Origin of the sequence: Paracoccus fontiphilus (genome assembly GCF_017356265.1) — a bacterium.
Lineage (GTDB): Bacteria > Pseudomonadota > Alphaproteobacteria > Rhodobacterales > Rhodobacteraceae > Paracoccus > Paracoccus fontiphilus.
In genome coordinates this window covers 1-24,596 of the sequence record NZ_JAFNAW010000054.1, presented here as the reverse complement: position 1 = coordinate 24,596, position 24,596 = coordinate 1, and the positions used below count along the sequence as shown (strand labels likewise).

26 protein-coding genes and 1 tRNA gene are annotated in these 24,596 nt (G+C 67.4%); 10 read left to right on the top strand and 17 right to left on the bottom strand.

Annotation, left to right across the window (positions count from 1 at the left end):
* The 4 genes from J0F76_RS20995 to trpE form a co-directional block, all read left to right on the top strand.
* A partial coding sequence (locus J0F76_RS20995) for a hypothetical protein (RefSeq protein WP_423227377.1) occupies positions 1 to 222 on the top strand: 222 nt, incomplete at its 5' end.
* Positions 215 to 1,399: an aminotransferase gene (locus J0F76_RS15735; RefSeq protein WP_341351604.1), complete on the top strand. Its 1,185-nt coding sequence runs from the start codon at positions 215 to 217 to the stop codon at positions 1,397 to 1,399. The genes J0F76_RS20995 and J0F76_RS15735, both read left to right, overlap by 8 nt.
* Positions 1,400 to 1,465: 66 nt before the next feature.
* A complete protein-coding gene (locus J0F76_RS15730; RefSeq protein ID WP_242690253.1) occupies positions 1,466 to 3,319 on the top strand; it encodes a peptidylprolyl isomerase in 1,854 nt (617 codons plus the stop codon).
* The gene (gene trpE / locus J0F76_RS15725) at positions 3,319 to 4,821 is read left to right on the top strand and encodes an anthranilate synthase component I (protein WP_207470883.1); all 1,503 of its coding nucleotides are present in this window, start codon (positions 3,319 to 3,321) and stop codon (positions 4,819 to 4,821) included. Before J0F76_RS15730 ends, trpE begins: the two co-directional genes overlap by 1 nt.
* A gap of 76 nt (positions 4,822 to 4,897) precedes the next feature.
* Here the strand turns inward: trpE and J0F76_RS15720 are convergent, their stop codons facing one another.
* From J0F76_RS15720 to fabI, 4 genes are all read right to left on the bottom strand, one after another.
* Entirely contained in the window at positions 4,898 to 5,692 is a 795-nt protein-coding gene (locus J0F76_RS15720) for a PRC-barrel domain-containing protein (RefSeq protein ID WP_207470881.1), read from the bottom strand.
* Between the two features lie 114 nt (positions 5,693 to 5,806).
* The gene (gpt, locus tag J0F76_RS15715; RefSeq protein WP_207470879.1) at positions 5,807 to 6,307 is read right to left on the bottom strand and encodes a xanthine phosphoribosyltransferase; all 501 of its coding nucleotides are present in this window, start codon (positions 6,305 to 6,307) and stop codon (positions 5,807 to 5,809) included.
* A gap of 11 nt (positions 6,308 to 6,318) precedes the next feature.
* Positions 6,319 to 6,930 carry a LysE family translocator gene (locus J0F76_RS15710; protein ID WP_242690251.1) on the bottom strand — a complete coding sequence of 204 codons (612 nt, stop codon included), beginning with the start codon at positions 6,928 to 6,930 and terminating at the stop codon, positions 6,319 to 6,321.
* Between the two features lie 16 nt (positions 6,931 to 6,946).
* Complete coding sequence (gene fabI, locus J0F76_RS15705; protein WP_207470877.1) at positions 6,947 to 7,774, bottom strand: enoyl-ACP reductase FabI; 828 nt, start codon at positions 7,772 to 7,774, stop codon at positions 6,947 to 6,949.
* Between the two features lie 81 nt (positions 7,775 to 7,855).
* Here fabI and pdxH point away from each other — a divergent pair, with 81 nt between their 5' ends.
* The 4 genes from pdxH (at position 7,856) to J0F76_RS15685 (ending at position 9,835) form a co-directional block, all read left to right on the top strand.
* Positions 7,856 to 8,470 (top strand): pyridoxamine 5'-phosphate oxidase, encoded by a 615-nt coding sequence (gene pdxH, locus J0F76_RS15700; protein ID WP_207470875.1) that lies wholly within the window; start codon positions 7,856 to 7,858, stop codon positions 8,468 to 8,470.
* Positions 8,471 to 8,634: 164 nt separating this feature from the next.
* Positions 8,635 to 9,234: a cold-shock protein gene (locus tag J0F76_RS15695; protein ID WP_207470873.1), complete on the top strand. Its 600-nt coding sequence runs from the start codon at positions 8,635 to 8,637 to the stop codon at positions 9,232 to 9,234.
* On the top strand, positions 9,221 to 9,718 hold the full coding sequence (locus J0F76_RS15690; protein WP_207470871.1) for a DUF192 domain-containing protein: 498 nt from the start codon (positions 9,221 to 9,223) through the stop codon (positions 9,716 to 9,718). The genes J0F76_RS15695 and J0F76_RS15690 overlap by 14 nt, the downstream gene beginning before the upstream one ends.
* A 40-nt stretch (positions 9,719 to 9,758) precedes the next feature.
* Positions 9,759 to 9,835: transfer RNA gene (locus J0F76_RS15685), tRNA-Pro, on the top strand.
* A 19-nt stretch (positions 9,836 to 9,854) separates the two neighbouring features.
* Here the strand turns inward: J0F76_RS15685 and preA are convergent.
* The 5 genes from preA to J0F76_RS15660 all read right to left on the bottom strand — a co-directional run bounded on the left by preA (position 9,855) and on the right by J0F76_RS15660 (position 14,927).
* On the bottom strand, positions 9,855 to 11,156 hold the full coding sequence (gene preA / locus J0F76_RS15680; protein WP_207470869.1) for an NAD-dependent dihydropyrimidine dehydrogenase subunit PreA: 1,302 nt from the start codon (positions 11,154 to 11,156) through the stop codon (positions 9,855 to 9,857).
* A gap of 11 nt (positions 11,157 to 11,167) precedes the next feature.
* Positions 11,168 to 12,526, bottom strand: a complete 1,359-nt coding sequence (locus J0F76_RS15675; RefSeq protein WP_207470867.1) for an NAD(P)-dependent oxidoreductase — start codon at positions 12,524 to 12,526, stop codon at positions 11,168 to 11,170.
* 98 nt (positions 12,527 to 12,624) lie between these two features.
* Positions 12,625 to 13,923: an ATP-binding protein gene (locus J0F76_RS15670; RefSeq protein WP_207470866.1), complete on the bottom strand. Its 1,299-nt coding sequence runs from the start codon at positions 13,921 to 13,923 to the stop codon at positions 12,625 to 12,627.
* Positions 13,920 to 14,582: a response regulator transcription factor gene (locus tag J0F76_RS15665; RefSeq protein ID WP_207470865.1), complete on the bottom strand. Its 663-nt coding sequence runs from the start codon at positions 14,580 to 14,582 to the stop codon at positions 13,920 to 13,922. Before J0F76_RS15665 ends, J0F76_RS15670 begins: the two co-directional genes overlap by 4 nt.
* Positions 14,583 to 14,591: 9 nt before the next feature.
* On the bottom strand, positions 14,592 to 14,927 hold the full coding sequence (locus J0F76_RS15660; protein ID WP_207470864.1) for a PepSY domain-containing protein: 336 nt from the start codon (positions 14,925 to 14,927) through the stop codon (positions 14,592 to 14,594).
* A 129-nt stretch (positions 14,928 to 15,056) separates the two neighbouring features.
* Between J0F76_RS15660 and J0F76_RS15655 the strand changes: the two genes are divergently transcribed.
* A complete protein-coding gene (locus J0F76_RS15655; protein ID WP_207470863.1) occupies positions 15,057 to 16,064 on the top strand; it encodes a hypothetical protein in 1,008 nt (335 codons plus the stop codon).
* Between the two features lie 36 nt (positions 16,065 to 16,100).
* On the opposite strand, the gene J0F76_RS15650 is transcribed toward J0F76_RS15655, so the two are convergent.
* From J0F76_RS15650 to J0F76_RS15615, 8 genes are all read right to left on the bottom strand, one after another.
* Positions 16,101 to 16,703: a YitT family protein gene (locus tag J0F76_RS15650; protein WP_207470862.1), complete on the bottom strand. Its 603-nt coding sequence runs from the start codon at positions 16,701 to 16,703 to the stop codon at positions 16,101 to 16,103.
* 104 nt (positions 16,704 to 16,807) lie between these two features.
* Positions 16,808 to 17,788 carry an ABC transporter substrate-binding protein gene (locus J0F76_RS15645; protein WP_207470885.1) on the bottom strand — a complete coding sequence of 327 codons (981 nt, stop codon included), beginning with the start codon at positions 17,786 to 17,788 and terminating at the stop codon, positions 16,808 to 16,810.
* Positions 17,789 to 17,811: 23 nt separating this feature from the next.
* Positions 17,812 to 18,654, bottom strand: a complete 843-nt coding sequence (locus J0F76_RS15640; protein ID WP_207470860.1) for an ABC transporter permease — start codon at positions 18,652 to 18,654, stop codon at positions 17,812 to 17,814.
* Positions 18,651 to 19,553, bottom strand: a complete 903-nt coding sequence (locus tag J0F76_RS15635; protein ID WP_207470859.1) for an ABC transporter permease — start codon at positions 19,551 to 19,553, stop codon at positions 18,651 to 18,653. The genes J0F76_RS15640 and J0F76_RS15635 overlap by 4 nt, the downstream gene beginning before the upstream one ends.
* Positions 19,546 to 20,340, bottom strand: coding sequence for an ABC transporter ATP-binding protein (locus J0F76_RS15630; RefSeq protein WP_207470858.1), 795 nt, complete (start codon positions 20,338 to 20,340; stop codon positions 19,546 to 19,548). The genes J0F76_RS15635 and J0F76_RS15630 overlap by 8 nt, the downstream gene beginning before the upstream one ends.
* Before the next feature lies 1 nt (position 20,341).
* Entirely contained in the window at positions 20,342 to 20,902 is a 561-nt protein-coding gene (locus J0F76_RS15625; RefSeq protein WP_207470857.1) for a hypothetical protein, read from the bottom strand.
* On the bottom strand, positions 20,902 to 22,353 hold the full coding sequence (gene hydA, locus J0F76_RS15620) for a dihydropyrimidinase (RefSeq protein ID WP_207470856.1): 1,452 nt from the start codon (positions 22,351 to 22,353) through the stop codon (positions 20,902 to 20,904). Before hydA ends, J0F76_RS15625 begins: the two co-directional genes overlap by 1 nt.
* A gap of 73 nt (positions 22,354 to 22,426) precedes the next feature.
* Entirely contained in the window at positions 22,427 to 23,692 is a 1,266-nt protein-coding gene (locus J0F76_RS15615) for a Zn-dependent hydrolase (protein WP_207470853.1), read from the bottom strand.
* A 217-nt stretch (positions 23,693 to 23,909) separates the two neighbouring features.
* Here J0F76_RS15615 and J0F76_RS15610 point away from each other — a divergent pair, with 217 nt between their 5' ends.
* Positions 23,910 to 24,515, top strand: coding sequence for a TetR family transcriptional regulator C-terminal domain-containing protein (locus J0F76_RS15610; RefSeq protein ID WP_207470852.1), 606 nt, complete (start codon positions 23,910 to 23,912; stop codon positions 24,513 to 24,515).
* Positions 24,516 to 24,596 lie beyond the last annotated feature (81 nt).

Here is a 24,596-nt window from a genome sequence, read left to right as displayed (position 1 = left end):
GGCGAGGATGCGCCGCAACTGGACCGGCCTGCCGCCCTGCCGCAGCCCGCGGCCCTTGTCGCGCCGGGCAGGACCGTCGCCGACACGCCCGACGCGGCGCCATCCGTTCCGTCGGACCAGCCGGCAGCGCGGGCTCCGGCGACGCCCGGCCTTCCCGCGCCCGCGCTGGATCTGTCGCTGCCCCCCGACCTCTCCGACCTGCAGGGCTTGGCCCGTGACTGATCCGGCGCCGCTGAACCCGGCCCTTGCCGCCACCTTCGCGCCCCCCGTGATGGAGGCGCGGCGCTGGCTGGCGGAACTGCCGCTGCCGCCCGGCCTGCCGCTGATCAACGTCAGCCAGGCCGCCCCTGTCGATCCGCCGCCGCAGGCGCTGCGCGCGGCAATGGCCGATGCCGCGCTGCACCGGCCCGAGGCGCATCTTTACGGTCCCGTGCTGGGCAACCCCGACCTGCGCGCCGCCGTGGCCGAGGAGTTCGGGGCCAGCTATGGCGGCGCCGTCAGCCCGGCGCAGGTGACGATCACGCAGGGCTGCAACCAGGCCTTCTGCGCGGCCGTCACGACGCTGGCGCAGGCCGGGGACGAGGTGATCCTGCCGACGCCCTGGTACTTCAACCACAAGATGTGGCTGGACATGCAGGCCATCCGCGCGGTGCCCCTGGCCTGCGGCGACGACCTTCTGCCCGATCCCGACCGGGCCGCCGCCCTGATCGGGCCGCGCTGCCGGGCCATCGTGCTGGTGACGCCGAACAACCCCTCGGGCGCGGAATACCCGGCCGAACTGGTCGGGCGGTTCTTCGATCTGGCGCAAAGCCGGGGGTTGGCGCTGATCCTGGACGAAACCTATCGCGACTTCGACAGCCGCAGCGGGCCGCCCCATGACCTGCTGGCGCGGCCGGGCTGGGACCGCACGGTCATCCAGCTTTACAGCTTTTCCAAGGCCTATCGGCTGACCGGCCACCGCGTCGGCGCCCTTGTCACGTCAGAGGACCGGATGAGGCAGGTCGAGAAGGTCCTGGACACGGTGGCGATCTCGACATCCCAACTGGGGCAGATCGGGGCCTTGTGGGGGATGCGCAACCTGCGCGACTGGTTGGAGGGCGAACGGGCCGAAATCCTGGGGCGGCGCGATGCGACCGTTGCGGCGCTGTCGGCGCTGCCGGGCTGGCGGGTGAAAAGCGCGGGCGCCTATTTCGCCTGGGTCGAACATCCCCTTGCCGCCTCGTCGGCCGACCTGGCCCGCCGCATGGTGGCCGAGATTGCGGTTCTGGCGCTGCCCGGCACCATGTTCGTGCCCCCGGAAGACCCGACCGGCCCGCGCCACCTGCGCATCGCCTTCGCCAATATCGACGGTCCCCGCATCGCTCAACTGGCCGAGAGGCTGCGCGGGCTGGCGGGCTGACAGGCTTGTGGCGGGGCCGCGCGCGTCCTAAAGAAACGCGACACGACCACGAGGGAAGGCCGGGCCATGAAGAACCTGCGGACACACGGGAAATCCACCATCGTCTGGGTGCTGATGGGCCTGATGGTGCTGGGCCTTGGCGGCTTCGGCGTCACCAGTTTCTCGGGCGGATCGACCTCGATCGGGTCGGTCGGCGACACCACCATCACCGCCGAGGATTACGCCCGCGCGCTGCGCAACCAGATGAACGCCTATCAGCAGCAGACCGGGCAGGCCCTGTCCATGGCGCAGGCCCAGGCCATCGGCCTGCCGCATGCGGTGCAATCGCAACTGATCACCTCTGCCGCGCTGGAGGAACAGGCCCGGCGCATCGGCGTGTCCGTGGGCGACGAGAAGGTGCGCCGGACCATCGCGGAAGCGCCTGCCTTCCAGGGTCCGACCGGCAGCTTCGACCGCGCCGCCTATGCCGACGTGCTGCGCCGCGAGAACCTGTCCGAGGCCGAGTTCGAGCGCGAGGTCCGCACCGACGAGGCCCGCCTGCTGATCCAGCGCGCCGTGGCCGGTGGCGTGGCCGCGCCCATGCCTGTGGTCGAGACGACGGCCAAGTGGATCCTCGAACGCCGCGATGTCGCCTGGCGCGAACTGACCGCCGACATGCTGCCCGCCCCCATCGCCGACCCGGACGAGGAGACGCTGAAGGCCTGGCACAGCGCCAACGCCGACCGCTTCACCGCGCCCGAGTTGCGCAAGATCACCTATGCCTGGCTGACGCCAGAGATGCTGGCCCCGACCGTGCAACTGGACGAGGCCGCGCTGCGCGCCGCCTATGACGCCAACATCGCCGAATACCAGCGCCCCGAGCACCGCATGGTCAGCCGCCTCGTCTTCCCGTCCGCCGAGGAAGCCGAAGCCGCGAAGGCGCAGATCGACGCGGGCACGGCGCCCTTCGAATCCTTCGTGCTGCAGCGCGGCCTGCAGCCCGAGGATGCCGAACTGGGCGAGGTCTCGCAGGCCGACCTGGGCGCCGCAGGCGAGGCGGTCTTCGCGTCGCCCGAAACCGGCGTCGTCGGTCCGGTCCAGACGGATCTGGGCCCCGCGCTGTTCGCCGTCCATGCCATCCTGGAGCCGGTGAACGTCCCCTTCGAGCAGGCCCGGCAGGATCTGCGCGCCGAGGCCGCCGTGGACCGCGCCGCCCGCACCATCGAGGAGCGATCCGCCGAATACGAGGACCTGCTGGCCGGCGGCGCCTCGCTGGAGCAGGTGGCCGAGGAAACCGAGCTTGAGCTTGGCACCATCGACTGGTCCGCCGACGCCGCGCCCGCCGAGGGCAGCATCGCGGGCTATCAGGCGTTCCGCGACCGTGCGGCCCAGGCGACCGAGGCCGACTTCCCGGAACTCGCGAACCTGGATGACGGCGGCGTCTTCGCACTGCGGCTGGACCAGATCGTGCCGCCGACCCTGCGCCCCTTCGAGGAGGTCCGCGACGAGGTCGAGGCCGACTGGCGCCGGGCCGAGGCCCATCGCCAGCTTCTGGCCCTGGCCGAGGAGCAGCGCCTGTCGCCCGCCCCGGCCGAGGGCCAGCCCGCCCCGCAATGGACCGCCGCGACGGACATCACCCGCGACGGCTGGATCGAGGGCGCCCCGGCGGAGGCCGTCAGCCGCGCCTTTGCCATGGCCGAGCCGGGCGAGGTCGAGATCCTCGATGCCGAGAACCGTGTGGTCCTGCTGCGCCTTGATGCGATCCACGAGGCCGAGCTGACCGGCGAGGACGCGCTGCGGATCAGCGGCGCGGTCCAGGACCGCCTGGGCCAGTCGCTGCAGTCCGACATCTTCGACTATTACGCCCGTGCCGTGCAGCGCGATGCCGGGATAACGCTGGATCAGCAGGCCATCAACGCCATCAACGCGCAGGTCCAGTGATGGAATTGACGTCCGATTTCGCGACCTTCGAGGCGGCGTGGAATGCCGGCCAGAACCAGCTTGTCACCATCCGCCTGGCCGCCGACCTGGACACGCCCGTCAGCCTGATGCTGAAGCTGACGGATGCCGCGCCCATGTCCTTCATGCTGGAATCCGTGACCGGCGGAGAGGTTCGCGGCCGCTATTCCATCGTCGGCATGAAGCCCGACCTGATCTGGGATTGCCGCGACGGTCGGGCGCGGATCAACCGTCAGGCGCGCTTTTCCGACGACTTCCAGCCGGATGACCGCCCCGCGCTGGACAGCCTGCGCGCGCTGATCGCGGAAAGCCGGATCGAGACGATGCCGGACGGGGTGCCGCCCGTCGCGGCGGGGCTGTTCGGCTATCTGGGGTACGACATGATCCGGCTGGTGGAACGCCTGCCCCATGTCAATCCCGACCCGCTGGACCTGCCCGACGCCATGCTGATGCGGCCGTCGGTCGTGGCCGTGCTGGATGGCGTGAAGGGCGAGGTGACGCTGTGCGCCCCGGCCTGGCACGACGGTTCCGACAACGCGCGCGCCGCCTATGCCCAGGCCGCCGAGCGGGTGATGGACGCGCTGCGATCGCTGGACCGCCAGCCCTCGGAACCCCGCGCCTTGGGCCATGACGCCCGCATCGGCGAGCCGGTGTCGAACTTCAGCAAGCCTGACTATCTGGCGGCGGTCGAGAAGGCCAAGGATTACATCCGCGCAGGCGACATCTTCCAGGTCGTGCCCAGCCAGCGCTGGCGGATGGATTTCCCGCTGCCGCCCTTCGCGCTGTATCGCAGCCTGCGCCGCACCAACCCGTCGCCCTTCATGTTCTTCCTGAACCTGGACGGCTTCCAGATCGTCGGCGCCTCGCCCGAGATCCTCGTGCGCCTGCGCGACGGAGAGGTGACGATCCGCCCCATCGCCGGGACCCGCCCGCGCGGCGCGGACGAGGCGCAGGACCGCGCGCTGGAGGCGGACCTGCTGGCCGACCGTAAGGAACTGGCCGAACACCTGATGCTGCTGGATCTCGGGCGCAACGACGTGGGCCGGGTGGCGAAACCCGGCACCGTCCACCCGACCGAGCAGTTCGTGATCGAACGCTATAGCCACGTCATGCACATCGTCAGCAACGTCGTGGGCGAACTGCGCGAGGGCGAGGACGCGCTGTCCGCACTGCTGGCGGGCCTGCCGGCAGGCACCGTGTCCGGCGCGCCCAAGGTCCGCGCGATGGAGATCATCGACGAGCTGGAGCCGGAAAAGCGCGGCGTCTATGGCGGTGCCGTCGGCTACTTCGCCGCCAATGGCGAGATGGACATGTGCATCGCGCTGCGCACGGGCGTGCTGAAGGATGGCGCGCTTTACATCCAGGCGGGCGGCGGTGTCGTCTACGACAGCGACCCCGAGGCCGAGTTCATCGAAACCGTGAACAAGAGCCGTGCCCTGCAACGGGCTGCCGAAGGCGCGGCGCGCTTCGTGCGCGGCAACTGAGCGCGGCAGCCCGACGCGGCACGCGGGCAATGAAAAACGGCCCCTGCACGGGGCCGTTTCTGCGATCCTGACCGGATCAGTTCGCCGGGGCGGTGGTGGTGCCGCCTTCGGCGGGGGTGGTCATCTCGGACTCCGCGGGTTCGGTCGCGGGCGTCTCGGCGGTGTCGGCCGGTGCCGGCGCGCCGCCTTCGGCCTGCTCGGTGGCGGCCGCAGGGGCCGTGGTGGTCGAGGCCGCCGAATCGGGCGTCGTCATCGGCGCGGCGGCCGGGTCGGTCGCGGTCGTGCCCATCGAATCGGACGTGGTGGTCATCGAGGCGCTGCCGGCCTCGCCCGCCTCGGCCGGGGCTTCCTCCTGGTCGCGGAAGACGTATTCGGGCGCGGCCTCGGCCTGCTCCTTGGTCAGTTCGCTGGTGATTTCCTGCGCGTCATAGTTGATCTGCAGCTGGTCCCACGGCACGGCGATCTGCTTTTCCCCGATGCCAAGGAAACCACCCACGCCGATCACGGCAGCCTTCATGGTGCCGGCCTCGGCGTCCACGATCACGTCATTGATGTCGCCGATGGCGGTGCCGTCCGGCGCATTGACGGTCGCGTCGGTGATCCAGTCGATGCGCAGTTCATTCTCGGCCTGCTGCTGCTCGACCATGCCGCTGGCGGCGACTTCAGCCTCGGCTGCTGCCTCTTCGGCATCGTCGGCGGCTGCTTCGGCGTCCATCTCGGCGTCGGCCGCCGGGGTGGCGTCGGCGCCCATCGGCGCCGTCGTGGTGCTGGTGGCGGGTTCTGCGGGGGCGGGCGTCGCGGTATCCTGTGCGACGACCGGCGCCGCGATCAGCGGCAGGATTACGGCGGTGCTCAACATCAGCTTGCGCATGTCATTCCTCCTGAAATTGCCGCGCATTACGTTCAATGCGCGATTGAGGGGACAATGCCTGACCGTGCCGCCGGTTCCGCCTTCCGCCTCGGAAATCTGGCGGCGGCCCTGTCCTCAGTCCTCGCCGCGATACGGCTGGACGTATTGCAGGGCCATGTCCCAGGGGAAGAAGATCCAGGTATCCTGGCTGACCTCGGTGACATAGGTCTGGACCATCGGCTTGCCCTTGGGCTTGGCATAGACGGTGCCGAAATGGGCCTTGGGATACATCTCGCGGATCAGTTCCAGCGTGCGGCCGGAATCGACCAGATCGTCGATGACCAGGATGCCGTCGCCGTCCCCCATCAGCGCGGGATCGGGCTTGTTCAGCACCTCGAACTGGCCCTGGCCCGCCTCGGTCCCGACGCCCTTGTAGGACCGGATCGAGATCGAATCGATCACCCGGATGTCCAGTTCGCGCGCGACGATCATCGCGGGCACCAGCCCGCCCCGGGTCACGGCCACCACCGCGCGCCAGTCCGTCCCGTCCAGGCGCCAGGCAAGCGCGCGGGCGTCGCGATGCAACTGGTCCCAGCTGACGTGGAAACCCTTTTCGTGCGGCAGGCGGTCGATCATGGCAAGTCCTTTCAATGGCGAAGGATCAGCGACAGGCCCAGCAGGCCAATGGCCAGCCCCGCCCCCCGGTCGATCCAGAATTTCGCGGCATAATAGCGACGCCGCAGCCAAGGCAAAGCCATGAGAGAGGCCAGTGCGCCATAAAACGCCAGTTCGACGCCTGCTGCCGTTGCGTAAATCGCCACCTTGTCGCCCGCCGTCAGCGCCACGGGAAAGATCGACAGCAGGACCGCCGAATAGAACAGCGCGGGCTTGGGGTTCGACAGGTTCAGCATCATGCCGCCCGCAAAGCTCATGCCGCGGCTGCCCTCGGCCGGGTCGGGCAGGGGATCGGGCGCATGGCGCCACGTCTTCCAGGCAATCCAGACCAGATAGGCGCCGCCAAGAACCTTCAACGCGACATAGGTCCAGGGAAGCGCGCGGAAGACCACCGTCAGCCCCAGCAGCGCCAGCAGGCACCACAGAGACGCGCCAAGCGCCAGCCCCAGCGCATAGGGCAGCGCGCGCCTTCGCCCAAGGGCGAAGGCTGCCTGGCTGACCGCGATCACGCCGGGACCGGGCGACAAGATCGCCACGGCCAGCGTGCCCACGAACAGCGCAAGCTGGTCGGCGGTGATGGTCATGCCGGGGCCGAGGCGCTCAGTCCTTCTTGACCGTGGCGATGTCGGGCGCGTCGACCGCCTTCATCCCCACGACGTGATAGCCAGCGTCGACATGGTGCGTCTCGCCCGTCACGCCGGCGCCAAGCCGCGACAGCAGGTACAGGGCCGAGTTCCCGACATCCTCCTGCGTGACATTTCGACGCAAGGGCGAGTTCAGCTCGTTCCACTTCATGATGTAGCGGAAATCGCCGATGCCGCTGGCGGCCAGCGTCTTGATCGGCCCGGCGCTGATCGCGTTGACGCGGATGTTGTCCTTGCCAAGATCCTCGGCCAGATAGCGGACCGACGCTTCCAGCGCCGCCTTGGCCACGCCCATGACGTTGTAATGGGGCATGACGCGTTCGGCCCCGTAGTAGGTCAGGGTCAGCAGGCTGCCGCCATCGGGCATCATCGCGGACGCGTGCCGCGCCACGGCGGTGAAGGAATAGACCGAGATGTCCATCGTCATCAGGAAGTTGTCGCGGGTCGTGTCGGCATAGCGGCCGCGAAGCTGATCCTTGTCGGAAAAGCCGATGGCGTGAACCACGAAGTCCAGCGAACCCCATTCGCCCTGAAGGGTCTGGAACAGCGCGTCGATGGACGTCTCGTCGCTGACGTCGCAGGGCAGCACCAGCGATGAGCCAAGCTGCCGGGCCAGCGGATCGACGCGTTTCTTCAGCGCCTCGCCCTGGTAGGAAAAGGCAAGCTCTGCCCCTTCGGCCGCGACGGCGCGCGCAATTCCCCAGGCAATCGACTTGTCATTTGCCAATCCCATGACGAGGCCGCGTTTTCCGGCCATCAGGCCCTGCTTCTGCTCGCTTGACATGTGCTGCCTCTCGCGCTTTCAACCCTTTGTGAAAGGTGCTTAGGCCAAAGGTTTGCAAGCATCAAGCGCAAGGAAAGCAAGATGGCTGATCGAGACGGACTGTTCGCGGGCGACGACCCTTTCGACATCGCCCGGCGCTGGCTGGCCGAGGCCGAGGCGACCGAGCCGAACGATCCCAACGCCATCGCCCTGGCGACCGTGGATGCCGACGGAATGCCCGACACCCGCATGGTCCTGCTGAAAGAGATCGAAGGCCAGGGGACCGACGGCGGCTTCGTGTTCTACACGAACTACGACAGCGCCAAGGGCCGCCAGATCGCGGCAACCGGCAAGGCCGCCTTCGTGATGCACTGGAAATCGCTGCGCCGGCAGATCCGCGTGCGCGGCCACGTGACCCGCGTCGAGGGCGCGCAGGCCGACGCCTATTACAACAGCCGGGCCCTGCAAAGCAGGCTTGGCGCCTGGGCATCCAAGCAGTCGCAACCGCTGAAAAACCGTGCAGAATTGGTGGCCGAGGTCGCCAGACTGGGTTTACGTTACGGAACCCGCCCTCCCAGGCCAGCGTTTTGGGGAGGGTTCAGGGTGAACCCGACACAGATCGAGTTCTGGGCAGATGGCGCTTTCCGGTTGCATGATCGGTTCCGGTGGAGCAAAGAAGCGCCGAGTACATGGTTTGTCGAGCGGCTGTCACCCTAGGGCTTGACGGATAGGATGCAGTGGCTGACCATAAGAGGTGAGTGCCAGGTTATTTGCAGGCCTTGCCTTACATGATTGACCGCTGCGGCGCAGGCAGAATTGAACGGTAATATTGGTTGATCCCGGGGATGAATTAAGACGCGCTCTGCGCATGTGGTGGGAAGATGACGGAAGAGAAGGGATCGAAGCTGGTATCGGGGCTGGTCAAGTGGTTTGACCCGGCCAAGGGCTATGGCTTCATCCTGAATGAGGAGGGCGGCGCGGATATCCTGCTGCACGCCAATGTTCTCCGCAATTTCGGGCGCAGTTCGGTTGCCGACCAGTCGCGCGTGACCGTCTGGATGCAGCCAACGCAGCGCGGCCTCCAGGCGACCGAGGTGGTGTCGATCGAGCCGCCCTTGTCGGAAGGCGCGCCGATCGCCGACCTGGACAACGGCGTGATCGAGCAGCTTGAAACGCTGCCGCTGCGTCCCGCGCGCGTCAAGTGGTTCGACAAGGCCAAGGGCTTCGGCTTTGCCAACATCTTCGGCTATCCCGACGATGTTTTCCTGCATGTCGAGGTGCTGCGTCATTCGGGCTTTGCCGACCTGATTATCGGCGAGGCGATCGGGGTCCGCGTTGTCGAAGGCCCGCGCGGCCTGATGGCGGCCCAGGTCACAAGCTGGGATCGCGGGACCGAGCAGGGTGCGCCGTCGCTGCGGCCCTGCGGCCTTGGCGATCAGGCGCAGGACGTGAAGGACTTCCTGACGCATGTGGCCGAATAAGGCCGCACTGGCAGGCGCGTTCCTGTTCCTGTGCACGGCTGCCCATGCCGACAAGGTTTCCTGCACGCCGGGCACGGTGATCTTCCAGGCCGGCGATGATCGCGTGACCGTCGCCGTCGAGGTCGCCGATGACGAGGCCGAACGCGCACAAGGCCTGATGTTCCGCCGCGAGCTGGCCCCGAACACCGGGATGCTGTTCATCTACGACAGCCCGCGCGCCGTCAGCTTCTGGATGCGCAACACCTATATCCCGCTGGACCTGATCTTCCTGGACCAGGCGGGTGTCATCCGCCACATCCATCGCAACGCCGTGCCCCTGGACGAAACGCCCATCCCCGGTGCGGCGGCGGGCGACCCGCAGCCCCAGCGCCGGATGATTCTCGAGATCGGCGGAGGAGAGGCCGACCGCCTCGGCCTGGCCGTCGGGCAGCCGATGGCCCATCCCCGGCTGGGACAGGATTTGGCCGCCCTGCCTTGCGGCTAGGGCTTTCCCCCGCCGACGCGATCCGCTAAACGGGTGGCGTCGGGGCGTAGCGCAGCCTGGTAGCGCGACGGTTTTGGGTACCGTAGGCCGGAAGTTCGAATCTTCTCGCCCCGACCACTGTCCCGGTCGACCGATTTCATTCAGCCGCCCTGACCGCCATTGGGTTGTTCGGGTGCGTCGTCCAGTTGGCATAGGGACCGCGGCGGATGCCGGTGCGCAGGTCCATCTCTCCCACCGCGAGTTCCCGCATGTCGATGCAGTTTTCCACCGGGCAGACGTCCAGGCACAGGTTGCAGGCGACGCACTCCTCCTCGATCACCTCGAAGACGCGGCCGGGCTTCATGGCGATGGCCTGGTGGGACGTATCCTCGCAGGCGGCATAGCAGCGGCCGCACTTGATGCACAGGTCCTGGTCGATCCGCGCCTTGGTGACGTAGTTGAGGTTCAACTGGTTCCAGTCGGTGACGTTCGGCACCGCCCGCCCGATCAGGTCAGACATCGCCATGTCGTGGCTGTCGAGGTAATCGCGCAGGCCCGAGATCATCTCCTGCACGACCTTGAAGCCGTATGTCATCGCCGCCGTGCAGACCTGCACCGTGCCCGCGCCAAGGGCCATGAACTCGGCCGCGTCGCGCCATGTCGTCACACCGCCGATGCCGCTGATCGGCAACCCGTAGGTGGCGGGGTTGCGCGCGATCTCGGCCACCATGTTCAGGGCGATGGGCTTGACGGCCGGGCCGCAGTAACCGCCATGCGCGCCCTTGCCGTCGATGGTGGGTTCCGGCGCGAACAAGTCCAGGTCGACGCTGGTGATGGAGTTGATCGTGTTGATCAGGCTGACGGCATCGGCGCCGCCGCGCATGGCGGCCTCGGCGGGCTTGCGGACATCGGTGATGTTGGGGGTCAGCTTCACGATGCAGGGCATTCGGCTGTACTGCTTGACCCAGCGCGTCACCATCTCGATGTATTCCGGCACTTGGCCAACGGCGCTGCCCATGCCGCGTTCGGACATGCCGTGGGGACAGCCGAAGTTCAGTTCCACCCCGTCGGCGCCGGTATCCTCGATCCGCGCCAGGATGTCGCGCCAGCTTTCCTCGTCGCAGGGAACCATGAGGCTGATGACCAAGGCGCGGTCGGGATAGTCGCGCTTGACCGACTTGATCTCGCGCAGGTTCACCTCCAGCGGGCGGTCGGTGATCAGTTCGATGTTGTTGATGCCCAGGACGCGGCGGTCGGGGCCGTGGATCACGCCATAGCGCGGGCCGTTCACGTTGACGACCGGGGGGCCTTCGGACCCGAGGGTCTTCCAGACGACGCCGCCCCAACCGGCCTGGAAGGCGCGGCGGACGTTGTATTCCTTGTCCGTCGGCGGGGCGGAGGCCAGCCAGAACGGGTTGGGGGACTTGATCCCGATGAAGTCGCTGCGCAGGTCGGCCATGATGATGCTCCTCAGCCGGGGATCTCGACCGGACGGCCGGTCAGATGGGCGTCGATGTCTTCGGCGGCGTCGCGGCCCTCGGCCACGGCGGTGACGGTCAGGTCGTCGCCGCCCGCCGCGCAGTCGCCGCCCGCCCAGACGCCGGGGATGCTGGTGCGGCCGGGTCCGGCGATGCCGATCTTGCCGCCGTTCAGGGCAAGCGTTTCGGGCACGCCGTCCAGCCTTTGCCCGATGGCGCGGAAGACCTGGTCGGCCTTCAGGCGGAAGCGGTCGTCCGTCAGGTGCAGCCCGCCGTCGGGATCGACGGCTGTATAGGCGAACTCGACCTCGACGACCGAGCCGTTGCCGTGGACCTTCACGGGCGCCGCGTTGCAGATGATGCGGACGCCGCTGCCGGTGGCGTGGTCCTGTTCGTGGCGGCTGGCGCCCATCTGCGACCGGTCGCGGCGATAGACGATGGTGACGTTTTCCGCACCCAGCAGCCGGGCCTGCACGGCGGCATCCACCGCCGTCATGCCGCCGCCGATGACCACCACGTCGCGGCCCACCGGCAGGGCCGTCAGGTCGCTGGCCTGCCGCAATTCGCGGATGAAGCTGACCGCGTCCAGGACGTTGCGCCGTTCCTCGCCCTCGGCCCGCAGGGCGTTGACGCCGCCCAGGCCCATTCCCAGGAACACCGCGTCGTATTCGGCGCGCAGCGATTCCAACGTGATGTCGCGGCCAAGCCGCTGGTCATGGCGCAGGGTGATGCCGCCGATGCCCAGAAGCCAGTCCACCTCGGCCTGGGCGAAGCCGTCCACGGCCTTGTAGCTGGCGATGCCGTATTCGTTCAGCCCGCCGGGCTTGGGCTTGGCCTCGAAGATCGTGACATCGTGGCCCTTGGCGGCCAGACGGTGCGCGCAGGCAAGGCCCGCCGGTCCCGCGCCGACAACGGCGACGCGCCTGCCGGTGGGTTCGGCGCGGCGGAAGGGATGGCTGCCCCCGGCGATCATCCCGTCGGTGGCATACCGTTGCAGGGCGCCGATCTCGACCGGGTCACCCTCGGCCTCGGTGCGGACGCAGGCGCCTTCGCACAGGGTCTCGGTCGGGCAGACGCGGGCACACATGCCGCCGAAGATGTTGGCGTGAAAGATCGTCATGGCCGCCGCGTCCGGCGTGCCCGTCGCGATCTGGCGGATGAACAGCGGGATGTCGATGCTGGTGGGACAAGCCGTGACGCAGGGCGCGTCGTGGCAGAAATAGCAGCGGTCTGCGGCCACGCGGGCCTCGTGGTCGTCCATGGGCGGCGCGACATCGACGAAGTTCGCCGCCAGTTCATGGGGGGTAAGGCGACCGGGGACAACGCCCGGCGCCAATCTCGCTTGGGACATTTGCGTCTCCTGGCTCACCTGTTGGCAAGAATCAGGCTGGCACAGGGTCGATTTTTTATCAAATGGTAAAACTTCGCCGATGCGGTTTTGCGGCCGATTCAGGCAGGCAGGTCCAGAATCGCCGCAAGCCCGCCAAGTTCCGCCCGTTCCAGCCGCAGGTTGCCCCCATGCAGCGCGGCCAGATCGGCGACGATCGCCAGCCCCAGGCCTGACCCCGAGGCGCCATGTTCGTCCACGCGCCCACCCCGGATCAGCGCGACGGGGGCATCCGTCTGGGCCATGCCGGGGCCGTCATCCTCGATGCAGATGCGCAGGTGGTCCGTCTGCCGCACGGTGATCGCCAGCCGCGTGCGGCCCCACTTGACCGCGTTGTCGCACAGGTTGCCGATCATCTCCTCCAGATCCTGGCGCTCGCCCGCGAAGGCGGCGGGGACGGGGCAGTCGATGCGGGCCGCCATGCCCTTGTCCTGCATCGGCCATCGCAGGACCATCAGGATGTCGTCGATGACGGGCCGCACCGGCGTGCGCTGGCCCAAGGCGCCCGGCCCGGCGGACCGGGCGCGGCGCAGGTGCCAGCCGATCAGGCGGTCCATGCGGGTGATCAGCGCCTGCCCGTCATGGTCCGGCGGCAGTTCGTTCGCCAAGGCCGCCAGCGGCGTCTTGAGCGAATGGGCCAGGTTGCCAAGATGCTGGCGGGACCGGGCAAGCAGGCCTGCATTGCCGTCCAGGGCGGCGTTGATCTCGGCCACCAAGGGCTGCAGTTCGCTGACAGGGGGCAGCGACAGACGGTCCTTGTCGCCGGACCGCACCCGGCCCAAGTCGCGGCGCACCTGATCCAGGCTGTGCAGCCCGGCGGTGACCTGCACCAGGCTGGCAAGGGCGGTAACGATGCCCAGCACGGCCAGGGCGACGGCCAGCGGGCGGCGGATCTGTCGCAGGCTGTTGTCGATCTGCTGGCGCGGGACGGTCACCGTGACGGCGATCTGCGCATCGCTGTCGGGCAGGCTTGCCTGCCGCCGCAGGACGCGCAGGGGGGCGTTGTCCGCCCCCAGCCCCGCGCCGCCCGCGAAATCCCCGGCGGGGCCTTGCAGCCGACCGTCCAGCAGCGATCCGGAGCGCGCGATGACCGCCCCGTCCGCCGCGACCTGCCAGTACCAGCCGGTCAGGGGCAGGCCGAAACGGGGATCGGCGGGGGGATCGTCCAGTTCGATCCGGCCATCCTCGCCCACCTCGACCGAGGCGATCAGGGCGTCGGCGAAGGCGCCCGCCTCGGCGTCGAAGCGGTCGGTGACGAAATCCTCCAGCAAGGCCGAGATGAACAGGAATGCCGCCAGCAGCGCCGCGCCCAGCCAGACGGCGGCCAGCAGCAGCAGCCGTCCCCGGATGGACCGGATCATGCAGGCGCCCGCAGCAGGTAACCCTCGCCCCGGCGGGTCTCGATCACACCGTCGCCCACCTTGCGGCGAAGGCGGCCGATCACGACCTCGATGGACTTGAAGTCGCGGTCGGCATCGGCGTCGTACAGGTGGTCCGACAGTTCCGTGCGGCTGACGATGCGGTTCTGGTGGTGGATCAGGTAGGCCAGGATGCGCTGCTCGAAGGCCGTCAGCTTCAGCGCCACACCGTCGCGGGTGATCACGCCAAGCTGGCTGTCGAGCGTCAGGACGCCCGCGCGGATGACCGGGCGCGCATGGCCCGCCGCGCGGCGGATCAGGGTCTGGCAGCGCAGGACGACCTCGTCCAGGCGGAACGGCTTGACGGCGTAATCGTCGGCCCCGGCGCGGAAACCGGCCACCTTGTCGGTCCAGTCGCCGCGGGCGGTCAGGATCAGGACCGGCATCGTCAGCCCCGCGTCGCGCCAGCGGGTCAGAACCTCGATCCCGGGCATGCCGGGCAGGCCCAGGTCCAGGATCGCGACATCATAGGCCTCGGTCGCGCCCAGGTATTCGCCTTGCGCGCCGTCCGCCGCGCAGTCGGACACAAAGCCTGCATCCGCCAGGGCGGCGGCAAGCTGCCGGGACAGGACAGGATCATCCTCGACGATCAGGGCGCGCATGGGTTTCCTTCATTCCACGGGCTTGCGGGCCGCAAGCTGCCCCCGGCCCGCGACCGACAGGAAGCGTCCGGTCCGCGCGTCGATGCGGATGTCCAGCAGGTTGCGTTGCGGGGTCAGCAGCCGGAACTGATACACCAGCTCCGCGCCAAGGTCGCGTTCGGCGGGCAGGGGCGGGCGGGTGTCGGCGGCCAGCATCCGGCCGTCATAGCGGTCGGACACGGCGGCGGCGATTTCATGAAAGGGCAGGGGCTGGAACTGTTCGATGGCGGCCCGTGGCACGGCATCCTGTGCCAGCACGGGGGCGCAGGCCAGCAGGGACAGGGCAAGGGCGCGGATCGGAACCATGGGCGCAGCATAGCGCGCCCGACCGAAATGGAAACCAAACGGGCCATTGGCGATTCATTCGGTGAAGAACCGCTAGAAGCGATTCGTCAGGGGCGGGCTGCCGTCCCGAAACCGGAAAGGAAGACGACAATGTCCATTCGCAGAATTTCGACCTCGGCCGGGGTGCTGGCGCTGATCGCCGGGCTTGGAACCGCAGCCGTGGCGCAGACAGCGCCCGCCGGGGCCGACCTGCCCGCACCCTTGGCGCAGTTGAACCTGACCAACCTGGAACTGGACACCAAGCGCGACGGCATGCGCGAGGTGGAGGGCCGCACGGCGGACGGCGTCGAGATCGAGGCCAGGATCGACCGCGACGGCACGCTGGTCTCGGTCGAGGCCGATGACGGCGTGCTGCCGCAGTCGCTGGTCGATGCCATGATCCCGGCCGAGGTGAGGGCCCATCAGGCCATGACCCTGTTCACCGCCTTTACCGAGATCGGGCAACGGCCCGAACATCTGGAGATCGGCGGGCGCCAGGCCCAGGGGCAGGAGATAGAGGTCAGGTTCGATCGCCAGAACGCCTTGGCCGGCATCGAGATGGATGACGCCGCGATCCCGGCCGAGTTGGCCGACACCCTGCTGCCGCGATCCGTCTGCGACAACGATGTGATGGCCCAGTTCGGCCGCATCGACGAGATCGGCACCCGTCAGGGCCATGTCACCGTCAGGGGAGAGGACGCCGACGGCAACGACATGCGGGCCGATTTCGACCGGGACGGCCGTGTGGTGCGCTTCGGGCGCGACGATAACGGCGACGGGCCGCGCGGCGACCGGGGGCGTGGCGGGCACGAGCCGCGCGGTGCCGGTCGCGGGAACCACGGACCGGGCGACCACGGGTCCCGGGGCGAGCGTCCGATGGGCGACGGTGTGAGGGGGGACGGTCCGAAGGGGGACGGCCCGCGCGGTCCCGCACCGCTCCCCGCCGATTTCGACAGCGTGGCGGTCAACCAGAAGCTGACGCAGGCGGGCTACAAGGACTTCGGCTTTTTGCGCACGGAAGGCCCGCGCCTGATGCTGGAGGCCACCAATCCGCAGGGCGAGGCCGTGACGCTGGAACTGGACCGGCAGGGCGAGGTGGTCCGCGAAACGGCGCGGTAAGGCCACAAGGGCTGGGGCGGACAGCCGCCCCGCCGCTCAGGCGATGTAGCGATCCTTGCGGTGGTTCACCGCGATGGTCAGGTTCAGGACAAGGGCGCCCAGAAAGCTCCACCCCACGGTCACGGGATCGCGCAGGGTCAAGGCCACCGCGAACAGCATGGCGTCGAAGATCAGTTGCACCCAGCCCGCGCGGAAGCCCGTCGCGTCCTGGATGTACAGCCCGACGATCCCGATGCCCCCCAGCGACGATCCGTGGCGGAACAGCGCGATCATGCCCGCCCCGGTCAGGCAGCCGACCAGAACGGCGCCCACGGCGGGATGCGTGTCGCCGAAATGCAGGTAGTCGGGCAGAACCAGCGTCAGGGACGACAGGATCGCGACCGCCAGAAAGCTTTTCGCGACGAAGGTGGGGCCGAAGCGTTTCCAGCCCAGCCAGTAGAAGGGCAGATTGACGACGAAGAACAGCGGCCCGAAGGGCCAGCCGGTACCGTAGCTGATCAGGATCGCCAGCCCCGCCGTCTGCCCCGTGACGAAGCCCAGATGCGTCAGCAGGACGACGCTGACCGCGGCCATGAAGCTGCCGAAGGCGATCCCCTGGGCGTCGTCGGTGAAGCTGTGTCTGGAAGGCGGCGGGCTCATGGCCGGTGCTATGCCGCGCGCTTCTTGCCGTTGCAAGAGGCCCCGGAAGATGGGGGGCTGTCAGCCCCCCAGACCCCCCGAGGGTATTGGGACAACGAAGAAGGTCAGTCGAAGGCCCGGTCGGTGATGACATGGGTGAAGGCGCCCTCGGGTGCCTTCGAGATGACGGGATCGGACCCCCCCGCCATCAGCGTATCCACGGTGCGCTGATAGTCGGCCTCGTCGAGGACGCCGTTGCTGCCGGCGGTCAGCTTGCCGATCTCGGTGACCATGCGGACCTGGTGGTCCAGGGTCTGGGCGCCGGTCTCGTCATTGTCCAAGACGATCTGGGCGGCTTCCTCGGGGTTTTCCTCGGCGTATTTCCAGCCCTTCATGCTGGCGCGCACGAAGCGGACCAGGTCCGTGACCTTGGCCTTGTCCTCCAGCGTGCTTTCCAGGACGTAAAGCCCGTCCTCCAAGGTGGCGACGCCCTGGTCCTCGTATTTGAAGGTCACCAGATCCTCGGGGGCGATGCCGGCGTCCAGGACCTGCCCGTATTCGTTGTAGGTCATGGTGCTGATGCAGGCCGCCTGCTTCTGCAGAAGGGGATCGACGTTGAAGCCCTGCTTCAGGACGGTCACGCCGTCCGGGCCGCCTTCGGTGGACAGGCCAAGCTGGCTCATCCAGGACAGGAACGGATATTCGTTGCCCGAAAACCAGACGCCCAGGGTCTTGCCCTTGAAGTCCGTCTTGGGGTCGGCGATTCCGCTTTCCTTGAGGCAGGTCAGCATCATTCCGGACGACTTGAAGGGCTGTGCGATGTTGACCAGCGGCAGGCCCTTTTCGCGCGCGGCCAGGGCGGCGGGCATCCATTCGACGATCACGTCGGCGCCGCCGCCCGCCAGCACCTGCGTGGGCGCGATGTCGGGGCCGCCGGGCAGGATGGTGACATCGAGCCCTTCTTCCTCGTAGAAGCCCTTGTCCTTGGCGACGTAGTAGCCCGCGAACTGCGCCTGCGTCACCCATTTCAGTTGCAGGGTCAGTTCCTGCGCGCCGGCGGAGCCCGCGGCCAGGGCGACGGCGGTAGCCAGCATCAGAGTCTTCATCATTCCCTCTCCTGTGTTGGGGCCTAGCCCCGTTGACGGCGCTGCGACGGGTGCCAGAACGTCACCTTCTTCTCGATCAGCGCCACGATGCCATAGAACAGCGATCCCGCGATTGCCGCCACAAGGATTTCCGCCCAGACCAGCGGCAGGTCCAGCCGCCCCACGGCGGTCGAGATCCGGAAGCCCATGCCCTTGGTCGGGCTGCCGAAGAACTCGGCCACGATGGCGCCGATCAGGGCCAGCGTGGTGGTGATCTTCAGCCCGTTGAACAGGAACGGCATGGCGGCGGGCAGGCGCAGCTTCCACAGGCTTGCGCCGTAGGGCGCGGCCCAGGTCGCCATCAGGTCGCGCTGCATGGGATCGGTCGCCGCAAGCCCCGCGACCATGTTCACCAGGATCGGAAAGAACACCATGACCACGACCACGGCGGCCTTGGACTGCCAGTCGAAGCCGAACCACATCACCAGGATCGGCGCGATGCCGACGATCGGCAGGGCGGCGACGAAGTTGCCGATGGGCAGCAGGCCCCGTTGCAGGAAGGGACTGCGGTCGATGGCGATGGCCGTGGCGATGGCGGCAGCCGCGCCGATCAGCCAGCCGGTCAGCGCGCCCTTGAGGATCGTCTGCACGAAGTCGGTCCACAGGATCGCGGTGTTTGCCGCAACGCTTGCGCCGATCTGGCTGGGGGCGGGCAGGATCACCGCAGGTATGGCATAAAGCCGCACCGCCAGTTCCCACAGGATCAGGATCGTGGCGCCAAAGATCAGCGCCACCGCCAAGCGGGTCGCGCGGGTGTCGAAGCGGGCCAGCCAGGTGTTCAGCGCCAAGGCCCCCAGCCAGACGGCGATGATGGGAAGGGCGCTCATCGGGCCAGCCCCATGCGGCGCAGGGTCATCCGTTCCAGCGCGCCGATCAGCATCACCAGCACGGCAGCGAGGATGGCGGCGGCGAACAGGGCCGACCAGATCTGCACCGTCTGCCCGTAATAGCTGCCCGACAGCAGCCGCGCCCCAAGCCCCGCCGTGGCGCCGGCCGGAAGCTCGCCCACGATGGTGCCGACAAGGGCGGCGGCGATGGCGACCTTGAGGCTGGCGAACAGGTAGGGCAGTGAGCTTGGCAGCCGCAACCGCCAGAACTGCTGGGCGCGCGAGGCGTTCCAACTGTGCATCAGGTCCAGTTGCATTGCATCGGGGGTGCGCAGCCCCTTCACCATGCCGACCAGCACCGGAAAGAAGGACAGCCAGGCCGCGATGATCGCCTTGGGCAGCAGGCTGGTGATGCCTGCGCTGGCAAAGACCACGATCACCATGGGCGCGATGGCCAGGATCGGCACTGTCTGGCTGGCTACCGCCCAAGGCATCACCGACTGGTCCATGGCGCGGTTGTGGACGATCCCCACGGCCAGAAGGATCCCTGCCACGGTTCCGATGGCAAAGCCCGCCAGGGTCGCCGACAGCGTGACCCAGCCATGCCAGACCAGGCTGCGCTTCGAGGTGATCTTCTGGCCCGCGATCCCCTCCCACAACCCCGCCGCCACCTGATGCGGGGCGGGCAGGACGGGGCGTTCCAGCGTCAGCGTCTGGCGGATCAGGTCGCCGGTGGTCAGCAAGGTTTCGGCCCGCGCCGCCTGGTCGCGGACCCAGGGCGCGTTCATCCAGACCGCTGCCCCATACCAGATCACGACGATCGCCAGCAGCACTGTCAGGATCGGCAGGACGCCCCGTAGGGTGGGGTTCACCCCACCACCTGCCGCCGCGTCAGTCATAGCTGTGCCCTTCGCGCAGCCCTTCACGGACCTGCTGGGCCAGGGCGATAAACTCGGGCGTGTCGCGGATCTCCAGCGGGCGCTCGCGCGGCAGGGGGCTGTCGATCACCCGCGTGATCCGCCCCGGACGCGGCGACATGACGACGATCTTCGTAGACAGATACACCGCCTCGGGGATGGAGTGCGTGACGAAGCCAATGGTCTTGCCGGTCTTCTTCCACAGGTCCAGAAGCGCCTCATTGAGCCGGTCGCGCACGATTTCATCAAGTGCGCCAAATGGTTCGTCCATCAGCAGGATATCGGCATCGAAGGCCAGGGCGCGGGCGATGCTGGCGCGCTGCTGCATCCCCCCCGAAAGCTGCCAAGGATACTTGCCGCCGAACCCGGTCAGATCCACCAGATCCAGAACGCGCGCGATCCGCTGCGCCCGGTCGCTGCGGGAAAAGCCCATGATCTCCAGTGGCAGGCTGATGTTCCCGGCAATCGTCCGCCAGGGATAAAGCCCCGGCGCCTGGAAGACATAGCCATAGGCCCGCGCCTTGCGCGCCGCGTCGGGAGTCATGCCGTTGACGGACAGCGTCCCGCCCGTGGGGGTTTCCAGCGCGGCAATGGTGCGCAGGAAGGTGGTCTTGCCGCAGCCCGAGGGCCCGATGAAGCTGACGAAATCGCCCCGGTTGATGGCGAGGCTGATGTCCTTGAGCGCATGGACGGGACCGTCGGCGGTGGGGAAGGTAAGGGAGATGGATTTAGCAGCAATTGCAGTCTCGCTGCGTCGCGCTACTTGCAATTTAGTCGTCCTCCATGAGGAGACCAAATTGGTCCTGGGAGTTATCAGGTATGTAGCCAAGCCACCCAGATCCTGAAAAGAAGGTTTTCATAGTGGTTGTTTCAATACTCTTTAGTGACGATAGTAGATAATATTGGGCGTGTTCTAAATCTCTGTCTCTGACTCTATCGCCTTGGCTCCTAATCAGTCGCTGACCCGTCCCATCTCTTGCAGGCATAGAAAGTTTGATAATTAAGAAGGAGTATTCATCGTCGGTGGAGCGCGGTTGAATAACTTTTCCATGCACAATCCGATCCCGAACATCTTTAACCTCTAATAATTCGTTAACCGCTATTCTGTCTGTATGGGCTTGAGAGATCTTATCTTCAATCCACTGAACTGCAGATATCTTATCATTCCATTGCACTGGGTAGCGTTTGTAGGCCTGTGAGATATCTGGAAAGCGAGCTTGTGCTAGGCATAGGAGTTCATCTATCTCAAATTCCAGCTTTGCGAATCTTAAGATGAGCAAGCCCACATCCTTTACAATTTTGTCGCGCTGCTTGAGCGATACCCAGCCCATCAAACCCCGCTTGCCGGAATTCCCGACCGCTCCACCGGCCTCGGCGCGATCAACTCCTTCCAGGCCGACAGCGCCCGGTTAACGGTGCCGCGCGGTTCGCGGGCGACGAACTCGCCATGGCCCTCGCGGCTGTCCAGCATGCCGTCGTTCACCGCCACATGCCCGCGCGTCAGGACATAGCGCGGCAGGCCCTTTACCCGCTGCCCCTCGAACACGTTGTAGTCGATGGCCGATTGCTGGCTGCCTGCGCTGATCACCTTTTCCGCCTCGGGGTCCCAGACCACCAGGTCGGCATCCGACCCCACCAGCACCGCGCCCTTCCTGGGATACATCCCCAGGATCTTGGCGATGTTGGTCGAGGTGACGGCCACGAACTCGTTCGGCGTCAGGCGTCCGGTCGCCACGCCATGCGTCCACAGCATCGGCATCCGGTCCTCCAGCCCGCCGGTGCCGTTGGGGATCTTGGTGAAGTCGCCCATGCCGGTCCGCTTCTGCGCCGTGGTGAAGGCGCAATGATCCGTCGCCACCACCGACAGCGATCCCGATTGCAGCCCCGCCCACAGGCTGTCCTGGTGCAACTTGTTACGGAACGGCGGCGACATGACGCGGCGCGCCGCGTGATCCCAGTCGGCGTTGAAATACTCGCTCTCGTCCAGCGTAAGGTGCTGGATCAGCGGCTCTCCCCAGACCCGCTTGCCCTGAGCGCGGGCGCGGCGGATCGCCTCATGGCTGTCCTCGCAGGACACATGCACGACATACAGCGGCACGCCCGCCATGTCGGCCACCATGATGGCGCGGTTGGTGGCCTCGCCCTCGACCTGCGAGGGACGGGAATAGGCGTGCGCCTCGGGTCCGGTGTTGCCCTCGGCCAAAAGGCGGGCGGACAACTCCGCCACCACGTCGCCGTTCTCGGCATGAACCAGGGCCACGCCGCCCAGGTCGCCCACCCGGCGGAAGCTGCTGAACAACTCGTCGTCGTTCACCATCAGCGCGCCCTTGTAGGCCATGAAGTGCTTGAACGAGGTGATGCCGCGATCCACGATCGCCTGCATCTCGTCGAACACCTGCTCGCCCCACCAGGTCACGGCCATGTGGAAGCTGTAGTCGCAATGCGCCCGGCCGGACTTGTTGTCCCACATCCGCAACGCGTCCAGCAGCCCCTGCCCGGGCGAGGGCAGGGCGAAGTCCACCACCATGGTCGTGCCGCCCGCCAGCGCCGCGCGGGTGCCGCTGTCAAAGTCATCCGCCGAATAGGTGCCCATGAAGGGCATCTCCAGATGCGTGTGCGGGTCGATGCCTCCTGGCATGACAAGGCAGCCCGACGCATCCAGAACCGTGTCGCCGGTCAGCCCCTGCCCGATGGCCGCGATGCGCCCGTCCTCGATCAGAACGTCGGCCTTGTAGGAGAGGTCTGCGGTGACGACCGTTCCGCCTCGAATAACCGTGCTCATCCCCGTGCCTTTCATCTTGGTTCAAATATCCCGCGGGGGTCCGGGGGCGCGAAGCCCCCGGCCTTCGTCCGCGTCAGCGGACAATCTCGGCCGCATCCAGCACCGCGTGCAGCAACACGTCCGCCCCCGCCTTCGCCCATTCCGGGCTGATCTCCTCGGCCTCGTTGTGGGACAGCCCGCCGACGCAGGGGCACATGATCATCACCGTCGGCGCCACCCTGTTGATCCAGCATGCGTCATGCCCCGCCCCCGAGACGATGTCCCTGTGGCTGTAGCCCAGCCGCTCCGCCGCATCCCGGACCTTGCCCACCAGGCCGGGATCGAAGGCCACCGGAGCGAAATGGCCGACCGGCTCGATCTCGATCCCCAGGCCCAGGTCGGCGGCGATGGTGGGCGCCTCGTCTTCCAGGCGGGCGCGCATGGCATTCAGCTTGGCAAGGTCCGGCGACCGGAAATCGACGGTGAAGACCGCCCGGCCGGGAATCACGTTGCGGCTGTTCGGCCAGACATTGGCCTGCCCCACGGCACCCACGGCGTCGGGCTGATGATCCAGGGCGATGCGATGCACGGCCTCGATGATGCGCGCCATGCCCAAGCCCGCGTTCACGCGCATAGGCATGGGCGTCGATCCGGTATGCGCCTCTTTCCCGGTCAGCGTGACTTGCAGCCACCACAACCCCTGGCCGTGGGTCACCACGCCGATCTGCTTGCCCTCGGCCTCAAGGATCGGGCCCTGCTCGATATGGTATTCGAACATCGCGTGGATCTTGCGGGCGCCCGGCGTCTCCTCTCCGCGCCAGCCGATGCGGTCCAGTTCGTCGCCGAAGCGCTTGCCCTCGGCGTCCGTGCGGCTGTTGGCGTAATCCTCGGTCAGCACACCCGCGAAGACGCCGGATGCCAGCATGGCGGGCGCAAAGCGCGTGCCTTCCTCGTTCGTCCAGTTCGCCAACACGATGGGACGGCGCGTGACAATCCCCATGTCGCGGATGGACCGGATCACCTCCAGCCCCGACAGCACGCCCAGAACACCGTCGAACTTGCCGCCCGTCGGCTGCGTGTCCAGGTGGCTGCCGATATAGACCGGGTCCAGATCCGGCTCGGCCCCCTCGTGGCGCATGAACATGCTGCCCATCCGGTCCAAGGCCATGGTCATCCCCGCGTCCTCGCACCAGCGGCGGAACAGGGCGCGGCCCTCGGCATCGGCGTCGGTCAGGGTCTGGCGGTTGTTGCCGCCCGCCACGCCGGGGCCTATTCTGGCCATCTGCATCAGGCTGTCCCACAGCCTTTCGCCGTCAACCGTCATGTTGGCAGCCGGAACCGGCCCGCTGGCATCGGTCATTTGTCGTCCTTCCTGTCTGGCCGCCCCGTTCTGGCGCAGGGTCGGCTGGATCGGGCCGGGGCGTCGGTGCAATCCCCAAGCCCCTTCCTTTGTTGACCAAATGGTCAGGATCACGCTAGCACGGGGCCGGGTTCAGTCAAGCGTTCCGAAAGGTGCCTCGATGCCTGCTGCCCAAAAATGCACCATCGGGAAAGGCAAGGCCGGAATGGCAGATCAGATGGAACCACCCCGCACCCGCATCCAGCAGAAGAACCGCGACCTGATCCTGGAAGGGGCGCTGACCGCCTTTTCGGTCAACGGCTTCCGCGGCGCGACCGTGGACCAGATCGCCGAGGCTGCGGGCCTGTCCAAGCCGAACGTGCTTTACTACTTCGCCTCCAAGGACGACATCCACAAGACGCTGCTGACCACGCTTCTGGACATGTGGCTGGCACCGATGATCCGCATCGATCCGGCAGGCGACCCGCTGGCCGAGGTGATGGGCTATGTCCGCGCCAAGCTGGAGATGTCGCGCCGCTTTCCCCGCGAAAGCCGGCTGTTCGCCTATGAAATCCTGCAAGGCGCCCCGCATCTGACCGAGATCCTGGGCGGCAGCCTGCGAGAGATCGTCGACACCGCCGCCGCCATCCTGCGGGGCTGGATGGACCAGGGCCGCCTGGCGCGCGTCGATCCCCATCACCTGATCTTCTCGATCTGGGCGCTGACCCAGCACTATGCCGATTTCGACGTGCAGGTCCGCGCCGTCCTGGGCCCCGGCCACGACCCCTTTGTCGAGGCCGATCCGTTCATCGAGAATCTTTACCGCAAGATGCTGGGCGTCTAGAGCATGTCGCGGGCATCGAGATTCAGGATTCCCAGCTAGCCTATGATGTGCTTCCCTTCTGCTGAGGCAGGTATGGGGGGT

Bases quoted from the DNA above. Each gene is read 5' to 3' on its own strand.
- J0F76_RS15730 (WP_242690253.1), top strand. From the start codon at position 1,466: ATGAAGAACCTGCGGACACACGGGAAATCCACCATCGTCTGGGTGCTG.
- trpE (WP_207470883.1), top strand. From the start codon at position 3,319: ATGGAATTGACGTCCGATTTCGCGACCTTCGAGGCGGCGTGGAATGCC.
- J0F76_RS15720 (WP_207470881.1), bottom strand. From the start codon at position 5,692: ATGCGCAAGCTGATGTTGAGCACCGCCGTAATCCTGCCGCTGATCGCG.
- gpt (WP_207470879.1), bottom strand. From the start codon at position 6,307: ATGATCGACCGCCTGCCGCACGAAAAGGGTTTCCACGTCAGCTGGGAC.
- J0F76_RS15710 (WP_242690251.1), bottom strand. From the start codon at position 6,930: ATGACCATCACCGCCGACCAGCTTGCGCTGTTCGTGGGCACGCTGGCC.
- fabI (WP_207470877.1), bottom strand. From the start codon at position 7,774: ATGTCAAGCGAGCAGAAGCAGGGCCTGATGGCCGGAAAACGCGGCCTC.
- pdxH (WP_207470875.1), top strand. From the start codon at position 7,856: ATGGCTGATCGAGACGGACTGTTCGCGGGCGACGACCCTTTCGACATC.
- J0F76_RS15695 (WP_207470873.1), top strand. From the start codon at position 8,635: ATGACGGAAGAGAAGGGATCGAAGCTGGTATCGGGGCTGGTCAAGTGG.
- J0F76_RS15690 (WP_207470871.1), top strand. From the start codon at position 9,221: ATGTGGCCGAATAAGGCCGCACTGGCAGGCGCGTTCCTGTTCCTGTGC.
- preA (WP_207470869.1), bottom strand. From the start codon at position 11,156: ATGGCCGACCTGCGCAGCGACTTCATCGGGATCAAGTCCCCCAACCCG.
- J0F76_RS15675 (WP_207470867.1), bottom strand. From the start codon at position 12,526: ATGTCCCAAGCGAGATTGGCGCCGGGCGTTGTCCCCGGTCGCCTTACC.
- J0F76_RS15670 (WP_207470866.1), bottom strand. From the start codon at position 13,923: ATGATCCGGTCCATCCGGGGACGGCTGCTGCTGCTGGCCGCCGTCTGG.
- J0F76_RS15665 (WP_207470865.1), bottom strand. From the start codon at position 14,582: ATGCGCGCCCTGATCGTCGAGGATGATCCTGTCCTGTCCCGGCAGCTT.
- J0F76_RS15660 (WP_207470864.1), bottom strand. From the start codon at position 14,927: ATGGTTCCGATCCGCGCCCTTGCCCTGTCCCTGCTGGCCTGCGCCCCC.
- J0F76_RS15655 (WP_207470863.1), top strand. From the start codon at position 15,057: ATGTCCATTCGCAGAATTTCGACCTCGGCCGGGGTGCTGGCGCTGATC.
- J0F76_RS15650 (WP_207470862.1), bottom strand. From the start codon at position 16,703: ATGAGCCCGCCGCCTTCCAGACACAGCTTCACCGACGACGCCCAGGGG.
- J0F76_RS15645 (WP_207470885.1), bottom strand. From the start codon at position 17,788: ATGAAGACTCTGATGCTGGCTACCGCCGTCGCCCTGGCCGCGGGCTCC.
- J0F76_RS15640 (WP_207470860.1), bottom strand. From the start codon at position 18,654: ATGAGCGCCCTTCCCATCATCGCCGTCTGGCTGGGGGCCTTGGCGCTG.
- J0F76_RS15635 (WP_207470859.1), bottom strand. From the start codon at position 19,553: ATGACTGACGCGGCGGCAGGTGGTGGGGTGAACCCCACCCTACGGGGC.
- J0F76_RS15625 (WP_207470857.1), bottom strand. From the start codon at position 20,902: ATGGGCTGGGTATCGCTCAAGCAGCGCGACAAAATTGTAAAGGATGTG.
- hydA (WP_207470856.1), bottom strand. From the start codon at position 22,353: ATGAGCACGGTTATTCGAGGCGGAACGGTCGTCACCGCAGACCTCTCC.
- J0F76_RS15615 (WP_207470853.1), bottom strand. From the start codon at position 23,692: ATGACCGATGCCAGCGGGCCGGTTCCGGCTGCCAACATGACGGTTGAC.
- J0F76_RS15610 (WP_207470852.1), top strand. From the start codon at position 23,910: ATGGAACCACCCCGCACCCGCATCCAGCAGAAGAACCGCGACCTGATC.